16 protein-coding genes are annotated in these 17120 nt (G+C 59.4%); 4 read left to right on the top strand and 12 right to left on the bottom strand.

Going from position 1 to position 17120, the window contains the following annotated elements; genetic code table 11:
• Positions 1-40 precede the first annotated feature (40 nt).
• From AC07SZ_RS35465 to AC07SZ_RS35450, 4 genes are all read right to left on the bottom strand, one after another.
• Entirely contained in the window at positions 41-277 is a 237-nt protein-coding gene (locus tag AC07SZ_RS35465; RefSeq protein ID WP_494917878.1) for a M81 family metallopeptidase, read from the bottom strand.
• A gap of 75 nt (positions 278-352) precedes the next feature.
• Positions 353-766 (bottom strand): Zn-ribbon domain-containing OB-fold protein, encoded by a 414-nt coding sequence (locus AC07SZ_RS35460; RefSeq protein WP_494917877.1) that lies wholly within the window; start codon positions 764-766, stop codon positions 353-355.
• Positions 763-1914: a thiolase family protein gene (locus tag AC07SZ_RS35455; protein ID WP_494917876.1), complete on the bottom strand. Its 1152-nt coding sequence runs from the start codon at positions 1912-1914 to the stop codon at positions 763-765. The genes AC07SZ_RS35460 and AC07SZ_RS35455 overlap by 4 nt, the downstream gene beginning before the upstream one ends.
• 7 nt (positions 1915-1921) lie before the next feature.
• A complete protein-coding gene (locus AC07SZ_RS35450) occupies positions 1922-3133 on the bottom strand; it encodes a CaiB/BaiF CoA transferase family protein (protein ID WP_494917875.1) in 1212 nt (403 codons plus the stop codon).
• 527 nt (positions 3134-3660) lie between these two features.
• Between AC07SZ_RS35450 and AC07SZ_RS35445 the strand changes: the two genes are divergently transcribed.
• The 4 genes from AC07SZ_RS35445 to AC07SZ_RS35430 all read left to right on the top strand — a co-directional run bounded on the left by AC07SZ_RS35445 (position 3661) and on the right by AC07SZ_RS35430 (position 7341).
• Positions 3661-4557, top strand: a complete 897-nt coding sequence (locus AC07SZ_RS35445; protein WP_494917874.1) for an asparaginase domain-containing protein — start codon at positions 3661-3663, stop codon at positions 4555-4557.
• A complete protein-coding gene (locus AC07SZ_RS35440) occupies positions 4558-5484 on the top strand; it encodes a substrate-binding periplasmic protein (protein WP_494917873.1) in 927 nt (308 codons plus the stop codon).
• A gap of 304 nt (positions 5485-5788) precedes the next feature.
• Positions 5789-6517 carry an amino acid ABC transporter permease gene (locus AC07SZ_RS35435; protein ID WP_494917872.1) on the top strand — a complete coding sequence of 243 codons (729 nt, stop codon included), beginning with the start codon at positions 5789-5791 and terminating at the stop codon, positions 6515-6517.
• Positions 6514-7341: an amino acid ABC transporter ATP-binding protein gene (locus AC07SZ_RS35430; protein ID WP_494917871.1), complete on the top strand. Its 828-nt coding sequence runs from the start codon at positions 6514-6516 to the stop codon at positions 7339-7341. The genes AC07SZ_RS35435 and AC07SZ_RS35430 overlap by 4 nt, the downstream gene beginning before the upstream one ends.
• A gap of 81 nt (positions 7342-7422) precedes the next feature.
• Here AC07SZ_RS35430 and AC07SZ_RS35425 read toward each other — a convergent pair whose 3' ends face one another.
• The 8 genes from AC07SZ_RS35425 to AC07SZ_RS35390 form a co-directional block, all read right to left on the bottom strand.
• Entirely contained in the window at positions 7423-8814 is a 1392-nt protein-coding gene (locus AC07SZ_RS35425) for an amidohydrolase family protein (RefSeq protein ID WP_494917870.1), read from the bottom strand.
• Between the two features lie 56 nt (positions 8815-8870).
• Entirely contained in the window at positions 8871-9809 is a 939-nt protein-coding gene (locus AC07SZ_RS35420; RefSeq protein ID WP_494917869.1) for an ABC transporter permease, read from the bottom strand.
• A 1-nt stretch (position 9810) separates the two neighbouring features.
• Positions 9811-10914: an ABC transporter permease gene (locus AC07SZ_RS35415; RefSeq protein ID WP_494917868.1), complete on the bottom strand. Its 1104-nt coding sequence runs from the start codon at positions 10912-10914 to the stop codon at positions 9811-9813.
• Complete coding sequence (locus AC07SZ_RS35410; protein ID WP_494917867.1) at positions 10898-12442, bottom strand: ABC transporter ATP-binding protein; 1545 nt, start codon at positions 12440-12442, stop codon at positions 10898-10900. Before AC07SZ_RS35410 ends, AC07SZ_RS35415 begins: the two co-directional genes overlap by 17 nt.
• A gap of 36 nt (positions 12443-12478) precedes the next feature.
• Positions 12479-13258, bottom strand: a complete 780-nt coding sequence (locus AC07SZ_RS35405; protein ID WP_494917866.1) for a creatininase family protein — start codon at positions 13256-13258, stop codon at positions 12479-12481.
• On the bottom strand, positions 13245-14777 hold the full coding sequence (locus AC07SZ_RS35400) for a class I adenylate-forming enzyme family protein (protein WP_494917865.1): 1533 nt from the start codon (positions 14775-14777) through the stop codon (positions 13245-13247). The genes AC07SZ_RS35405 and AC07SZ_RS35400 overlap by 14 nt, the downstream gene beginning before the upstream one ends.
• A 42-nt stretch (positions 14778-14819) precedes the next feature.
• Positions 14820-15842 carry a BMP family protein gene (locus tag AC07SZ_RS35395; protein ID WP_494917864.1) on the bottom strand — a complete coding sequence of 341 codons (1023 nt, stop codon included), beginning with the start codon at positions 15840-15842 and terminating at the stop codon, positions 14820-14822.
• An 86-nt stretch (positions 15843-15928) separates the two neighbouring features.
• Positions 15929-16888, bottom strand: a complete 960-nt coding sequence (locus AC07SZ_RS35390; protein ID WP_494917863.1) for a LysR family transcriptional regulator — start codon at positions 16886-16888, stop codon at positions 15929-15931.
• Between the last annotated feature and the right edge of the window lie 232 nt (positions 16889-17120).

Raw genomic sequence — 17120 nt, 5'->3', positions numbered from 1 at the left:
CCGTAACCGGAACGCTCGCCTGATATCTGCTCCCGGCGCTTCAGGCTGTATTGCTACAAACAACGTGACAGCGCCGCGGCACAGGTTCATGATGGGCGTCGATGATCGCCTCTATCGCCGCCCCTATGGAGAAGGCGGGCCCCGCAAGATCCTCCAGGATCGCGGCGCCGGCCTTCAATCCCGGCCTGTCCCCCGGATGGACAAAGTCATCGAGTTCTGTGAGCCCGGGCGCGAAGGTGTTGGTCTCGTGGAAAAAGCCGCCGACTCCAATGCGCATGACGATTATGGTCTCCTGCTTGAGACGGGCTGCGCAAACGCGTCGGCGTGCCTGAATTCGCGCAACCGTCCAGGCTCACGCTGCCAGACGAAAGGTCGGCAGGGGATAGCGCGCCGCCTCCGGCATCGGCAACAGCTCGACCCTGGCGCCGCTTTCGACCAGGGCAGGGTCGGCCTGGACGATCCGGGCCAGCAGGCTCGCGCCCTCGTCCAGCTCGATCTCGGCCAGGATGATAGGCACTTCGTCGTTGAAGGATGGGTGGTTTGGACGCATGACGATGGAGAAGGAAACCAGCCGGCCGTGACCGGAGACCTCTTTCCAGACCAGGTCGGTTTCGCCGGTATAGGGACAGACCGGCCGGGGATAGAAGAAGAAGGGGCCTCCCGACCGTGCCTGCTGGAGAAAAAGCCGGCCGTCGCGCCAGCCGTCGAGGAACGTTCCGTTGTCTTCGTCGCGGTAGGGGCGGGGATACTCCGGCTTCATGGTCATTGCACCGCCTCGAGGATGATACTGCTTGCCGAAAGGCCATGCCCGTAGCCGACCATTCCATAGCCGGCGACGAGGCCGCGCCGGGCATTGGCGACCTGCCGCCCACCTCCCTCGCCGCGCAATTGCCGCACCGCTTCGGTGACGCTCAAAAGCCCGCCGGCGATGCCGGCCTGGCCGCAGGACAATTGTCCGCCGCCGGTATTGAGCGGCAGCGAGCCGTCCCAGGCGAAACTGTTGTCCGCCAGGAATCGGCTGACCTCGCCCTTCCTGCAGAAACCGAGATCCTCAAGCTGAATGGCGACCATGATCGGGTAGTCGTCATAGAGCTGGACGAAGTCCATCTCTTCCGGCCCATAGCCGGCCGTGACGAAGAGCTTGTCGGCGAACGTCTCCCATCCGCCCCGCAGCGGAGCGATCTCCATCGGCGGGTGGTTGTGTCGCTCGAAGCCCGACAGGATGCGCACCCCCTTGCCGGGCTGCGCCCGGTCCAGCGCCGTGATCACGACGGCTTCCGCGCCGGCGCAGGGCAGCACGCAGTCGTACAGCCGGATGGGGTCGGCGATGATACGGGCGTTGAGGTAGTCGTCGATTGTTAACGGGCCGCGCAGAAGCGCATATTCGTTCTGCCCGGCGCTGCGCCGCTGGTCGACCGAGATGCGGCCGAGGTCCTCCAGCCGCGTGCCGTAGGTCTCCATGTGCTTGCGCTGGATGATCCCGAACAGCCCGTTGGCGCCGCCGAAGCCGAGCGGGGTGCCGTAGTTGCGCAGGCCGCGGCTGAAATTGTCCATCAGCTTGAAATGTCCGCCGACATCGTAATTGTCGCCTGCTATGCACAGCACCGTCGTCGCCTGTCCGGATTCGATCGCGCGGACGGCATTGATGATGCTTGCCACCGGCCCTGCGCTTCCCGCGGTTCCCAGATAGGCCCAGGAGATCGACAGGCCGAGTTGCTCGGCCGCGGTGACGGCGTTGTCGGGATGAAGCTCGAAGGAGCAGATCGCAAGGCCATCGACGTCTCTGAATTTCAATCCCGCCGAATCGAGCGCCTTCTTTCCTGCCTCTGAAAGGAAGGAAAAGAGGCTGCGGGTGGTCCGCTTCTCGTAGGCGGTAGACCCATAGCCCGAAATTCCGATGTTGCCGCTGACCATGCCTGCCTCAAATGATGTTGGCGCGCCGCAGCGCATGAAGGTCCTGACTGGACAGGCCGAGCCAGTTGCCGAAGACTTCCTCGTTCGCCGCACCCGGATCGCGTCCCGTCCAGCGGATCGAGCCTGGGGTGTCGCTGAGCTTCGGGACCGGAGCCGGCATGCGCATCGGACCCAGCTGCTCGTCGAAGATTGTCTTTATCGCTTCGCGCGCCGCCACATGCGCGTCCCCCAGCACATCCTCGATATCGTTGATGCGCCCGGCGACGACCTTGTGCTGCAGCAGCTTTTCGAGCGCTTCGTCGGTCTTCTGCGTCGACAGCCAGTTCGCGACCTCGAGATCGATCGCGTCGCGGTTCTTGACCCTTTCGGCCATCGACCCGAAACGTGGATCGGTCTTCAGGTCGGGCCGTCCCATGGCGTCGACGAGGCCGTCATAGATGCGTTGCGACCCGCAGCTGATCGCGATGTTGCCGCCGTCCGCAGTGGGATAGACGTTGCGGGGCACGTCCTCTTCCATCTGATTGCCCAGCAGCGGCTTCTTCTGCCCGGTCTGATCGAAGCGAACGATGACGGATTCGATGATCCGCAGGAGCGGTTCGTAAAGCGCCACATCCACGATCTGTCCCTGACCCAAACGATCGCGGTGATGGAGGGCCGCGAGCGCGCCGAAGGCGCCGAACACGCCAGCCATGTAGTCTCCCATCGGAAAGGCGGAGACCATCGGCCCCTTGTCGGGATGACCGGTGAAAGACGCCAGGCCGGAAAACGCCTCGGCAATGGTCGCATAGCCGCCCTGTCGGCTGTTCGGGCCGGTCTGGCCCCATCCGCTCACCCGCACCCAGACGATGCGCGGGAATTTCTCGCGGAGCTCGGCGGGCGAGAAGCCCCAGCGTTCGAGGGTGCCTGGCCGAAAGTTCTCGATGACGATGTCGCTTTCGGCGATCAATTTCAGCGTAAGCTCATGGGCCTCCGGGCGCGATATGTCGAGCGTGACGACGTGCTTGTTGCGGGCCATGGTCTTCCACCACAGCGACACACCGTCCTTGTGCGGCGGCCATTCCCTCAAGGCGTCCGGGCTTCCGGGCTTCTCGACCTTGACGACCCTGGCGCCGAAGTCCGCAAGCAGCGTGCCGACGAATGGCCCGGCCAGCATCGAGCCCATTTCCAAGACGCGCAGGTCGGAGAGCGCCGATTCAGAGTTCGCCAATACGTCAGCCACCGTGGCTCCTTAACGGATAGAGTTTCGTCCAGCCGCATTGGCTCAAGGCAAGGGATGAGATGCCGCGCACGAATTGGCCTCAGCCGGACCGTGAATGTCAAATATCAAAAATTGGCTAGCGCATAACCTACAGTCATACTTGGCCACATTACCGAATCCGGGCATGGGCCGCTCCGTGTTTCAACGGGCCCGAATGTCCCGTCTCGCCATCCTTCCCGCCGGAGTGCCTCGAAGGCCGGTTGGAATCGTCGCCGATTGCCGCGCCTGGTGCTTCGTGCCGCGGGTTATGCGCTCGGACGAATATAACTGCAGGGTATGGACGACGTATTATTATTCATTTGACTTTCATACTAGCGACAAACAGACTTACGCTATCGTCTTCCAAAAGGAAGTATATACAATCCTTATGGAGAACCTTGTAATTAGTTTTGTACCATAGGTTCGATTTTTTGGAGAATTATCGAAATATAAGTCTATAGAAATGGGTATTACTAGCTGCCAGTTCAGAAGAGTTCGCGGAGGTGGACGTGGTCCTTGCATTGAATCTCGGCGGAACGATTGCGCTGAGTTACATAAATGAGGCTCCCGTAACGTTGTCCGGGTCTCAGGTGCTTGGGTCCGACGTGCTTCGCCTGAAGGAGATCGACCCGGTTCAGAGTTATGCGCTCGAATGGCCCCATCTCCTGCGGTTGAGACAGGAACTGGTGGCGGCCGATGCGTCGGGCGAACGAAAATTCCTGGTGCTCACCGGAACGGATTCCGTCGAGGACCTGATCTATTTTCTGGACATGGTGCGGCCGGCTGCGGCGCGCATCGTCGTCATGGTCGCGATGCGGACGGCATCCCCGTCCAATCCAAGGCCGGACGGTCTTGACGACGCTCTTGGCTGGCTGGCGGCTGAATCTCCGGGCATCGCCCTGTGCTGGGGCGACGCCCGGATCATTGAAGGTTCCTCGCTGGAGAAGGTGTGGGACCAGAACTGGCACTTCCGGCCGATGGAATGGACGCAACACCTCGCGCCCTGGAAAATCGGGCCGCAGGCGGTGCTGGACGCGGTCATGCCGGCCGTTCCGATCCTGCCGGTGGGCATAGGTTCCGGCAAATGGCACGCCCGATGCCTTCACGCCGGCGAGTTCGACGGTCTGGTGATCGAGGCCTACGCCTCCGGCGACGTGCCTCCCGAAACCGCAGCCGCCCTGGTGGAGATTGTCAAGAGGGGCCGACCCGTCGTTCTAACATCTCGCTCCCGGCCGGGGCGGATCAAGGCGGGATTTCCCGGCCTCACGGGCACCTCCCACGAACTGCTGGAGCAGGGACTTATCGGTGCGGCACAGCTCGATCCTCACCGGGCACGGCTGAGACTGGCCCTGGCGCTTTCGTGCAAGTCGCAAGGCGAGGTCCAGAGAGCTTTCCTAGAACTCTAGATGGAGAACGACATGAAAACTATCGACAGTGCCAACAGAAGACGCCTCCTCGCCACAGCCGCATTCTGCATGCTCGCCGCCATGACCCCGCTTGGCATGAAGGCAAGCGCCGCGGAAAGCACCCTCAAAACCGTCAAGCCCGGCGTGCTCACCGTGGCGATCGCGTCGTACATGCCCTATTCGGGAATGATCGACGACAAGCTTACCGGGCTGGATGGCGACCTGGTGACAGCCGTGGCGGACCGACTGGGCCTCAAGGTGGAAACCCGGGTTTCCGATTTCGCGGGAATCCTGGCGGCCGTGCAGACGAATAGGGCCGACATCGCCGTCGGTTCCATCGGCTGGACCGAGGCCCGTGCGAAGGCCGGCATCTTCACGGACTCGCCCTATTATTCCAATCAGGTCGTGCTGATCCGCAATGACGGGAATGTGAACAAGATCGAGGATTTGGAGGGCCTGACCGTCGGAACCGGAATTGGGTACAGCTATATCCCCGCGATCCAGGCGATTCCCAATACGACGCTGAAGACATACCCGACGCCCGCCAACATGCTGGAAGATCTCGTCGCCAAGCGGGTCGATGCCGTCTTCACGGATGCGCTGGTGAATATTGCCTACGCCAAGGAAAAGCCGGGCGTCCTGAAGGCAGCGCCAATGACGCCGCCGACTGCGGCGCAACTGGTCGAACATCCCGACTACAAGTATCTGTTCCCGCGTCCGGGCGGTTTTTACCTCGGCAAGGACAGCGGCGACCTGGAAAAGGCGGCCACGGAAGCCATTCGAGGACTTTACAAGGATGGCACGACGGCTAAGCTGCTGACGAAATGGGGCGTGGAAAACACGGATACCTGGATGACCCCCAGTGCCAATGTCCGCGACCGGGTCGGCGTGGATCGCCCCGACGACTGGGTTCCCGCCTCGAAGTGACGTCGGCCGCCGTCTCGCTTGCTCCGGCGCGAACATGCATGCGCTGTTTGTTGCGCCGGATAGGCAATGCGGCGGTTTGTCCTCCGTACCGGGAGGCTTGGCCCCATAGTTGTCGGTCCGCATGGCCCGGCCCGCGCCTTGACGATGGACATTCGGCAAGGGGCGATCGCTCGCGCCAGGCGACGAACGTCCTGATGCGGGCGCGATGCTATGCTCGCCTTGAGGCCTCCCGACGAACCCGCTATTCAAAGGTAGCCGTGTGGATCATATAACTTCGTATCTTTCCCAGCTACCTTGGCCGACCATGAACGTTCCATGGCACGAATATTACCGCGACCTGGCCTGGGCCACGCTGGAAACGGTGAAATTCACGGTGGTCAGCTATATCGGGGCGATTGCCATCGCATCAGTACTGGCGCTGTGCCGAACCTCCGGAATTTCGCTACTGTCGATCCCGGCCGCCGTCTTTTCCGAATCCCTCAAGAACCTGCCGCTGCTGACCTGGCTGTTCATCCTCTATTACGGCCTTACGAAATTCTCGATCGTGCTGACGACGTTTGCTGCCGGCTCGCTGGCGCTCAGCACGTTCTACGGCGTCTACATCGGTGAAATATTCCGAGCTGCCATCGGCGGAATAGACAAGGGCCAGCGGGAGGCCGCCCAAGCGGTTGGCCTGAGCGCGACGCGCACCGTGGTCCGCATCGTCCTGCCCCAAGCCATTCGACTAGCTCTTCCCGGCACCGCTACCTTACTCGTGGATCTCCTCAAGGGCACATCGCTGCTGGTCACCATCGCAGGCGCCGAACTGATGACGGAAGGGCAGATACTGACATCCGTCACCTTCGAGTCGCTGGAAGTCTACAGCGTCATCGGCCTGATCTATTTCGCGCTCTGCTATCCGACGTCGTATTGCGTCCTTGTGCTGGAACGAAGTCTTAGGAAAGGCGTTCCGCTGACGCCGGCAAGGCGCAAACTGTTCCGGCAGGTTCGCGCCTATCAGGCGAAGACCGGCATTGAGGGTGGCCGGACATGAACGGCGCGCAGCCAAGTCTTGCGAAGGGTTCGCACCAACCGCTCGGCGGCGACGGCCGGCAGGAACACGGCCTAGTCGTCGAGATAACCGGACTGCGCAAATCCTATGGGAAGACCGAGGTGCTGCGCGGCATAGACCTTTCCGTACCGCGCGGCTCGATCTATTGCCTGATCGGCCCCAGCGGCGCCGGCAAGAGCACACTGCTGCGCTGCATCAATCTTCTGGAGACGCCGAATTCAGGCACCATAACAGTGGGCGGGGTGCCCGTCTTCGGCGCGACCGGCGCGGCTTCGCGGCACAATCTGCTGAAAATCCGCCGCAGCATTGGTATGGTGTTCCAGCATTTTAACCTGTTCCCGCACTTGACGGCGGTCGAAAACATTATGGTCGGCCTTACGGAGGGGCTGGGCGTCGGCAAGGACGAGGCGCTGGAGCGCTCGATCAAGAACCTGGCACGGGTCGGACTGGCGGGCCGTGAACTGGCATATCCTTCCGAGCTTTCCGGCGGACAGCGCCAGCGCGTGGGCATCGCCAGGGCGTTGGCGCTGCGGCCCGTGGCTCTGCTTTTCGACGAGCCGACATCCTCGCTTGATCCCGAGCTGGCGGGTGAGGTTCTCGATGTCATGCGGGAACTGTCCAGCGACGGCATGACGATGATCATTGCCACGCATGAACTGGAGTTCGCGCGCGAAATCGCCCATCGGGTGTTCTTCCTCGACGACGGCAAAATCGTCGAACAAGGGAAGGCGGATGCCGTGCTCCTGCATCCCGAAGAAGAAAGGACCCGTAATTTCCTCAGGCGTTTCCACGAGGCAAGGAAGTAATACCAACGGCTTTGAGGGCTCGCCCGCGCCTGAGCCACTACCGACGGCAGCGATTAATTAGGCAGGTGGCATGGCGGCATATCAGGTCGCTACTGAACGCCACGGCCTCTTTCTTAAATGCGAGATGGATGCGCGTTGGCTCAACTCGTCTGCTGCCTTCTGGACCGACTGCCTTGTTTGCGTTTCATCGACAGTCAGCACTTGCCTGTCTCTCATCACGAATCGGCCGTCGATCATAACGGTCGAGACTTCGTGCCCCAGTGCAGAATAGACAAGCGCCGAAGGCGCATTGTGGAAGGGTGTCAACCACGCGCTGTCGATGTCGATCACAACCACGTCGGCCTTTTTCCCAATCTCTATCGACCCGATCTCGCTCTCGAGCCGAACAGCTCGGGCGCCTTCGATCGTCGCCATTTCGAGCGCCTTTTCGGCGGTCATGATGGTCGCGTCGCGGTGAACGCCTTTCTGTACCAACGCAGCAAATTTCATCGCTTGGAACAGGCTGTGGTTGTTGCTGCTCGCCGGACCGTCAGACCCCAGACCCACGGTCAGCCCAGCCGCCAGCATCTCCGGAATCGGTGCTATGCCGGAGGCCAGGTAGAGATTACTGCATGGGTTATGCGATATCTTGACCCCATGATATTTGAGGGTCCGAATGTCGTGGCTGTTGCAGTTTACGCAATGGACAGCCAGCACATCTGGGCCCCAGAAACCCAGTTCGCTCAACATCTGCGTATCTGTGCAGTCGTAATCGGCGCGCGCGCGCGTGATCTCGAAATCCGTTTCGGAAAGATGGGTGGTAATCAGGATGTTCTCAGCATCCGCTAATTCGCGTGTCTTGCGATAAGCCTCGCGATCAACGGTCCACACCATGCATGGCGCGATCCCGACCTGAACGCGGCCTCCAGGCCTGTTGTGCCTGCGTACCGCAGCCCGAACGTCAGCCATGACGACTTCGATATCCTCGATCAGTTCCACCGGCGCGCCGAATTCGGCGCCACTCGTCATGAACCCTCGGCAGACGAAACCCCGCATTCCCGTTTGCTCAAACGCTTCGACGACAGCGTCGGTCATTCCGGGTTGGACGTGCACATATTGAAAGTCCACCAGCGTCGTCACGCCTGAGCGGATGGATTCGACGCAACCGTGCTGCGCGGCGACAAGGATGTCGTCGCGAGTGAGATGGACAGCGGCCGGCCCGGTCATGCAGGCGAACCACTTCTTGAGTTCCATGTCGTCGCCCAGCCCCTTCAGCAAGGTCTGAAAGAGGTGGGTGTGGGTGTTGACCATGCCGGGAATGATGAGTTTCCCGGTGCAGTCGATGACCTCTGCGCCACGGTGTCGAGAATGCAAGTCACACGCGTTACCGACATCAAGGATACGGTCCGCCTCGACGCACAGGCTCGCCCTTTCGAGCACGTCGCGGTTTTCATTCATCGTGACGATCAAGGCATTGTGTAATATCCGGACCATCAGCCCCTCACAAATTCGATCACAAGTTGGCGCTTCCGTAGAACGTCCAGCGAAAATCAGTTCGGTCGATATGGCTCCATAAGGGCGGCAGGCTGTGCGGCCCGTCCGATAAGGCCCGAGACGGCGATGATCGTCAGCACATAGGGAAGCGACAGCAGAAGCTGTGGAGGAAGATCAAAGGAAAATAGCTGCAGCGAAAGCTGAAGAGCGTCCGCGGCGCCGAAAGCCAGCGCAGCAAAGGCGGCGTAAACCGGTCGCCAGCGCCCAAAAATGACGATGGCCAGTGCGATAAAACCTTGGCCTACGACGATGGTGTCTCTGAAGAGTCCTATCTGGGCGAGAACGAGATAACCACCAGCCGCACCAGCGCCCGCACCCGACAACAGGACACCTGCATAGCGAATACGCGATACCGAGATGCCCGCGTTCGCCGCCGCATGTGGATTCTCACCTACAGCTCTGACGTTAAGGCCGAAGCGTGTCTTGAACAGAACAAACTCGCCCACCAGGACTGCGGCAATCGTAACGTAAAGCAGAACGGACTGCGAAAACAGGATTGGCCCAAGATACGGTATGGACGACAGGTAGAGGATGTTGACGGAGCCGATCATGGGTATCAGTTCAGGATTACTGGCCGAGCCGAGCGCCAACCGGTACCCATAACTTGCTGCACCCAACGCCAGTATATTGAAGACGATGCCGACGACGACCTGGTTGGCTCGCACGGTGACATACATCCACGCAAGAAGAAGGTTGGCCAAAAAACCTGCAAGAATGGCCGCTGCGAAGCCGGTCCAAGGTGTTCCCGACTGATAGGTGACCAGATAAGCGGCCAGAGCGCCAATCAGGATTGTACCTTCGATGCCGACGTTCAGGACCCCGGAACGCTCGGCAAAGATTTCTCCCAACGCGGTCAGAAGCAAGGGACCAGCCAAGCGCACGCTTGCTGCGAGCCAGGTGACGAGGAATGAGCTGACAACAAAATCGTCAAACACCCTAGACCCTCCCGCTTTCACTGCCCGAGGACTTGAAAGGCAGCCTTATTGTCCAATAGCGCAGGAAGTCGCTGGCCATGACGAAGAGCACGATCAGGCTCTGGAGTATGAAGATGATCGAGGAAGGCGCGCCAGTGCTTCTCTGGATAGCGTCAGCCCCGACTGACAGGGCGGCGTAAAGAATGGCGGTCGGCACAACTGCAAGCGGATTGAGTTTGGCCAACAGAGCAACGACGATACCGATGAACCCAATCCCGCCACTCAACCCGTCCAGAAGGCGGTGCTGCGTCCCGAGAACTTCGACCAGCCCGGCCAACGCCCCAAGCCCACCTGCCAGAAACGCGGCAAGTACATAGCGGCGCTCTACATTGATGCCACCATACCGGGCCGCAAAAGGATTGAGCCCGGTTACGATAAGCTCGTAGCCAAGCCGCATCCGGCTCATAAGGAGCCACACCAGCCCTGCGGCGGCCAAGGCGATGAGGATACCCGCATGCGCTCGCGTTTCCGGAATAATTCCTGGGAGCCAGGTTTCCGCCGGTAGTCTTGGCGTCTGCGGCAAACTGCCAGGGGCGCGCATCGGCCCTGACACCAGATACTGGACGATGAAAGCAGCGATGTAGTTCGCCATAAGCGATATGAGCACTTCATTGCCACCGAACCTGCTCCTGAGCAGGCCGACGCCTCCCGCCCAAGCTCCGCCAACTGCAAAACTCAGACAGATCGCAATGGCAAACAAAAGAATGGTGGGAACGAATGCCAAACCACCATCCAGGGCGAGCAGTGCAAACCAAGCCGAGGCTGCAGCGCCAAGCGTAAGGCACCCCTCAAAGCCAAGGTAACCGAATCCTGCCCGCCAGGCCACACAGGTGCCGAGAGCAATAAGGATCAAAGGGGCAGCGCGGTTCAGTGTAATGCCCAGTCCGTGCATGCTGCCCAGGCTTGCCTCGAACAGCGAGGCATAAGCTTCTATCGGGTTGGGGACGAAGGGCAGGAAAAGGATCGCGCCGATCAGGAAGGCCAGCGCGATCGATCCGAACGTCATGATCGCGATTGTCCACGGCGACTCCGTCGGAGCAAGCCTTCGTTCAAACATGATCCACATGGGCCACCTTCTGAGCGTCTGACGCGGGAACGCCTGCCATCATCAATCCGATGACTTCGTCTGCCGCATCTTCCGAGCGCAATTCGCCCATGAACCGGCCGCCGTACATCACCAGAATTCGGTCCGCCAGGTTTCGGATTTCCTCAAGTTCCGCGGAGATGAGAAGGATACCCTTGCCCTTTTCGCGAGCGGCCAGGAGCTCTGACCAGATAACTTCGATCGCCCCGACGTCCAGGCCTCGCGTGGGTTGCTCGACAATCAACATTCGGGGGTCACGCATGATTTCGCGGCCCAGAATGAGCTTTTGCAGGTTCCCTCCCGACAGCTTGCCGGCGGGAAATCGAGTACCTGGCGTCCGCACGCCGAAACGGGAGATCAGGGTCTGGGCGTGGCCGTGCGATTTTGACCAGTCACGAAACAGCGACCCCACGCCGGAGAATTGGCGCTGACTGCCAAGGATTGAATTATCTTCGATGTCGAGCGTGGCTATCGAACCGACACCGCGCCTGTCTGCGGGTACATACATCAACCCTTTCTCCGAGCGATCGGAGGGGGACGCATTGGCGATTTCGACGGCCTCCAACTTGACGCTGCCCTGCCGGATGGCACGCAGCCCCATCAGGCCTTCCACCAACTGCGATTGGCCGTTCCCGTCGACACCCGCAATGCCGACAATCTCGCCTTCATGCACGGTCAGGTCGATGCCCTTGACCACGGTTGTACCCCGGTCATCCGCGACATGCAGATCGGAAACGCGCAGGATCGGCTTACCCTTGCGCAACGGTGAGCGCTGAACCTTTAGAGCAACGTCTCGCCCAACCATCATGCGGGCCAGCGCCGCTTCCGTCGTAATCTTCTTGTCTACTGTCGCGACGGTCCGGCCATCGCGCATGATGGTGATCCGATCCGCCACCTCGATGATCTCGTGCAGCTTGTGCGTAACGATAATCACCGAACGGCCCTCTGACGCGAGCGAGCGCAAGGTAGAAAGGAGCTTGCCGGTCTCTTGAGGTGTAAGCACGGCGGTCGGCTCGTCTAGAATAAGGATTCGGGCATCGCGATAGAGAAGCTTGATTATCTCCACGCGTTGCTGGACCCCAACCGGAAGGTGCTCCACCTTCGCCCACGGATCGACGTTTAGTCCGTGACGGTCCGAAAGTTCCTTTATGCGCGAAGCTGCACTGGCAAGATCGAGAATGCCGCCCCGTTCGTCTCGCAATCCGAGCACGACGTTTTCGACAACCGTGAATGGACGAACCAACATGAAATCCTGGTGGATCATGCCGATATCGTGCTTGATCGCCTCGCGTTGGCTGGCAAACCGAACCTGCTGCCCGTCAAGCACGATCTCACCTTCATCCGGCTGGTAAGAGCCGTAAAGGATGTGCATGAGGGTGCTCTTGCCCGCCCCATTCTCTCCAAGAAGGGCGTGGACTTCGCCCTTCTCAACCAGAAGATTGGCCTTATCGTTTGCCAATACGCCCGGAAAACGCTTGGTTATGCCTCGTAGCTCTACTGCCGGTCGCATGCTGTGACTCCTACAGCCGTCGGCCCGTGCGGCAGTCTATTGCGCAGGGGTGGGCATTTCGAAGGTGCTAATTTCAGTCAGTACGGCAACCAGCTTCTTGATCATTGGATCAATCCGCTGCCATCCACGCTCCGGCGTTGCTTGTCGCGCATCGCCGAAGGTTCCCGAACTGGTCAGATCGCGAGATGCCCACGCCACGTTTGCGGCGGAAAACTCCAGCCTCAGCGTCTCGGATTCAAATTGCGGATAGGCAACGTTCAACAGATCAGGGCGAACCCGTTCGGGGGAAAGCGCCATCATCACACTTGTTTCCCAGTCATTTGCGTGAATACCGAAAACACGCTCGCGTTCGCTCACCTCCACCGGGTCCGGCTGCAACGCCGGCGGGAAAAGCGTGAAGGCCATCATCCCGGTCCTTATCCTGACATCGCGAGCTGCGACCTCAAGGATGGCCATGTTGCCGCCATGGCAGTTCAGGAACACGACGCGCCGGAAGCCGGAAGCGGCTATGCCGGCGGTGATTTCCTCAATGACCTTGAGTAGGGTTTCGCTGGTTAGCCACAACGAGCCGGGAAACCCTACATGCTCTACGCTGCGTGTGATCGGAAAGATCGGCAACCGCCAACATGCAACGCTTTCAGGAAGCTGGTCCAGCGCAAGATGAAGGAAACGATCGGCAAAATAGAGGTCCGTGTCGATGGACATATGCGGACCGTGCTGCTCCAGTGAGCCGAAAGGGACGACAACCGCCCCTTCGATCTTTCCCATGTCCCGGATTTCCATCCAGGTCATGCGGGCGAGGTTACGTTCCACCATTGCCGCCCCCCAAGGCCAATTCAGCCAGCTGCGCCTTTGATATTTTTCCTGTCGGTGTCATCGGAAGCGCGTCCAGGAAGGTGATCGTCATTTGCGCCAGATCGCGTCCGCAATTTTCGGCAGCTGACAAGCGCAGTTTTTCCGGGTCCACTTTTGCATCTGGGGCGGAGACGAGGAACGCTGCGGGCCTTTGTCCGCAGGTGTCATCGGGAATCCCTATCAGAGCGGCCTGGGACACACCGGGTTCCAACATCAACGCTTCTTCAACGTCGCGAGGGAACCACGATTCGCCATCCACTACGATCAACTCGGACCGTCGCCCACGCAACGTCAGATAACCTTCGGAGTCCAGGAACCCAAGGTCGCCAGTGTGAAGCCAGTCATTGCGTAATGCCTCTGCTGTTTTCTCGGGCATATCCCAGTAGCCTTTCATGAAGCCGCCTCTCAATACGATCTCGCCGACGTCGCCTGGCTTAACTTCCTGATCGTCATGATTGAATATCCTGACTTCCTTGTCAGGCAAGGTCCGGCCGATGGCGCCCATTCTTGCGTTTGATGGCAGGTCTATTCCCCCCAGTGCCACAAAGCCACCAAGTTCGCTCTGACCATAGCTTTCGACCAAAGGCAGGTTCAGATCGTCTCGCCAACCCTTCTTCAGCGTCGGGGGCACCGGTCCGCCGCCCGAAAGTCCCAGGCGCAGTCGGGGAGGAGTGCGCCCACGACTGCGGCTTTCCTCAAGCACTTCGGCCAGGAAGGTTGGATTGGCAGCAAAGATGCTCGCGCCAGCGGCCTCAAGCGCATCATATCCGGATTTCTGCTCCCAGAAACGGAGGACATTGACGGTGCACTGATGGTGCAGGAGCGGAAGAATATTGCTTACGAGCTGGTAAGAACTGGACAAGGCGGTGGGTCCAAAAGAAACATCATCAGACGAAATCGCCAGTCGTTCCGCAATGCATCGCGTGGCGCGCACTACCGGCTCATGCGGCAGGCAGGCGCCTTTTGGTTGCCCGGACGTGCCCGAAGTGTAGGAAAGATGCGCGATCGCGTCCTCGTCCGACGGATCGGCCGGCGCCGGAAAGGCCGCCTTCATCAATTCGGGCCAGGAACGCGCGCCTTCCTGCTCTCCATCCATGCAAACCAGATGCCTGACCGTATCGACGGCTTTGCAAGCTTGGACTACTGCGTCACGCATATCGTGCGTATAGACAATCACAGTCGGCTTGTGATTGGCCAGATAGTAAGCCAGTTCGCCGGCAAACTTGACATTGACCAGAGCCGCAACCGCACCGATCCGAAAGCAGCCAAACATCGCCACCAGATAGTCGAGCCCGTTGTGGGCAAAGATCGTAACGCGATCGCCCTTGCGGACGCCGAGATGATGCAATGCACCTGCGGCGGCGTCGATTGCAGAAGCGGCCTCGGCGTAGGTCAAGGCCCGATTGCGATCAACCCAATTGAACGCAACACGGTCCGGCCGACGGGACGCCCCGTCGGCAATCAACTGATGGATCAGCATGATACCTCACATTAGAAAGTGAAAGGGATAGCCCCGAAGGGGCTATCGGTATTGGTTCAGGTTGATCTTGCCTGCGGCAAGGTCCTCGAAGACCGCCGTGAACTTCTCTCTCGCCTGATCGTCGACCAGTTTGGAGTTGAACTCGGTTATCGGGCTGCCTGTCCCATAGGTAGGAACCCAAAGCTGTTTGACAGTGGGGCTCCATTCCGTCCCGCCGGCAAATGTTCCGGCAGCTACGCTATGGCCAAGCTCATTGACCATCCAGCGGAGATTCATGACAAAACTTGTAGCCATCGCTTCGGGGGCCAGCGCCGTCTGGTTGGCATAGCAGCCGATCACTCTGGCACCAGCCGCGGATGCGCCTTGCAACGCTCCCAGACCGGTAACATCGGCAGCGTGCCAGATCACATCGGCGCCGTTGCCGATCATGGTCAGCGCGGCTTCCTTGCCCTTGGCCGGATTGTTGTAATCGCCGGTGACAACCCCTAGACCCTTCAGACCCTCGACGGCCTTTTCGGCGCCACCGATGAAAGCCTTGTTCATCGCCTGTTGTGTCGGGTTGTCACCGCCGCCAACAAATCCGACCGCCTTCTTCTTTTCCGAAACCAGGGCAGCCAGCGTGCCGGCGGCATAAGCGGCTTCAAGATAGGCAAGATTGATGAATTCCAGATTTGGAACTGCTTCGGCATCCGACTGGAACGTCGTGGCGAAGAAATTTGTCTCGGGATAGTCCGGGGCAATCTCCGTGAAAGCGCTACCGAACTCGAACCCATGCCCGATGATCAGCTTGTAACCGTCATCAGCATACCCTCTGACGACCTCCGGGATACGCGCCTGAGTGACGTTCTCCACATAGGCGGTTTCGAAGCCTTCCTGCTTGAGATCGGAGAGACCTTCAAACGCAAGCTGGTTCCAACCTCCGTCGGAAATCGATCCGGTCATGACCAGAGCGATCCGTTTTCCTTCTTCAGCTCTTAGCTTGATAGGCAAAAGCGACGCGCCAATACCCGCGCCCATTGCAATAAGCACCGAACGGCGCCCGATATTTCCACGTGCCTTATCCATCACTTCCTCCCTCGAATGGACATTCACAAGTCGGACGGAAACATGGTTGCGACCATTACGAAATAGATAAAGAAGATAATGAGTCTTTATTGAATCGCATAATCTCCAATAGGTTCGGCGGTGTCTGGCCCTGATGTAACGAAGGTACGGGCAAGCGATTGCAAAATCGACCTGAGCCACTGTCCATGTGTGCTCATGTGGACGCGATCATGCCAAAGCAGGTAAAAGCGTATTGGCTGAAATATGTCAGGTGCTGGAACAACGGTCAGCGGTGCCACCCTTGCCCAGAATTCGCAGAAGCAGCGAGCTGACGTAAACACCAGGTCACTGCGAAGCAGCAAAAACGGGATCATATTGAACTCCGGAACCGCGACGGCGATGCGTCGTTTCAGACCCAATTCCGCAAGCCTCGCTCCGATCGGGCCAAGATAGGTCGCAGAGGTAGAGGTCGGCGAAAGGTGGTTCAGCTGAAGATAGGTCTGCAATGTTATCCCTTCCGGCTTAGCCTCCGGATGATCCGCCCGCATCATGCAGCATATCTCATTTTCAAGTAGTGGCGAAATGCGCAAAGCCTGAGGAGGATGAGGCCAATCGCCAATCACCAGATCGAGCGTTCCGTCGCCGAGCGCTTTTTCGTAATCAAACTGGGGATCAATCGTGCGGACGACAAGATTGACATTTGGCGCTTCTCGCCTCACCCGTTCGATCAAAGGCGGAAGAAAAAGGGCTGCCAAGCTGTTTGCCGAGGCAACATTCAGCGTGAGCGCTGCGGTGGAAGGATCGAAAGGCCCCTCCTCGAGGAAAACGCGATCGATGCCGTCAAGTGCCTCGATTACAGGTTGAAGCAGTCGCTCCCCCCGTTCCGTGAGCACCATTTTTGATCCGCTGCGGACAAGTAGGGGATCCTTCAACAATTCGCGCAGTTTACGCAGTGCCAAACTAATTGCTGGCGGGCTTTGCTCAAGTATCTCCGCCGCACGCGATATGCTTTTTTCAGCCAAAAGGGTCTTGAGTGTTACTAGAAGGTACCGATCGACGCGATCCAACTTGTCTCTAGCCACTAATCGGTTCCGATCTGATCCGGTGTTGAGCCGCCACAAATCTGCAGCCATTCGCGAAGCCAATAAGGTGGTCGGCGCACAGCCCCGACTCTGCCGCCACATTAACCCCGTTAAGCAAGTCGTCGCCATATTCAAATGTTGGGGCTTGTCACATTAACTTCGGCTCAGCGATTGTGGCATAGGCACGGCTGTCATGACCTTGCCTGCTGTTAGCTAC

This window comes from Mesorhizobium sp. GW821-FHT07A06 (assembly GCF_059419085.1).
Note: the sequence above shows the minus strand (reverse complement) of the source record. Positions and strands in the feature narration are given on the sequence as shown.